This is a genomic window from Comamonas sp. SY3 (assembly GCF_041730275.1).
In the GTDB taxonomy this organism is placed as follows: Bacteria; Pseudomonadota; Gammaproteobacteria; order Burkholderiales; family Burkholderiaceae_C; genus Comamonas; species Comamonas sediminis.
Genome location: NZ_JBGTYN010000065.1, coordinates 1 through 526 on the forward strand (window position 1 = coordinate 1; position 526 = coordinate 526).

1 protein-coding gene and 1 pseudogene are annotated in these 526 nt (G+C 63.7%); both read right to left on the bottom strand.

What is annotated here, in order from left to right; genetic code table 11:
- Nucleotides 1-195, bottom strand: a 195-nt coding sequence (locus ACCQ08_RS26065; RefSeq protein ID WP_373451388.1) for a hypothetical protein, incomplete at its 3' end; no start/stop codon positions are given.
- Nucleotides 192-526: pseudogene (locus tag ACCQ08_RS26070) on the bottom strand (hypothetical protein); the annotation flags it as partial. The pseudogene ACCQ08_RS26070 and the gene ACCQ08_RS26065, both read right to left, overlap by 4 nt.

Genomic DNA, 526 nt, shown 5'->3' on the forward strand with positions numbered 1-526 from the left:
CTGTTGGGCGCGCTGGGCGTCGCAAGTGGTAAAGCCGGGGTGTCCGCGGTGGTAGTGCTGCTCGTCAACGATGTAGGCATGTTCATCCCAGAATGATTTTTCACGCCACACGAGCATCAAGCCGCACTTTTCGCAGCACCGGCGCACGCTGCCGTAGGGCTGGTCGCGCTGCGTCATCAGGTGCAGGGTCTTCATGCATTGCCGCCTTCCTGGGCTGCAGCCTTGGCGGCGCGGTCAAGGCGCTCCATTTCAGCCAAGATGAGCGCGCCGGCCTTCTCCAGCATGCGACGCGCGTCACCCTTCTTGAGCGAGTCTTGTGCCCACGGCCAGTGGTCATCGACACGCCAGCCATCGGCGCCTGTTGCCAGCAACGCATAAGTGGCGGCTGCTGCGGCTAACTCTGCGTCAACATAGCTGTCATCGGCCTCTGGAACATAGCCCTCTTTACCGATCTGGCGGGCGCGCTCGGCCAGCACATCAAGTGCGGCTCGGGTCAGCGCATCAGCGGGCTGGGCCTGGGGTGCTG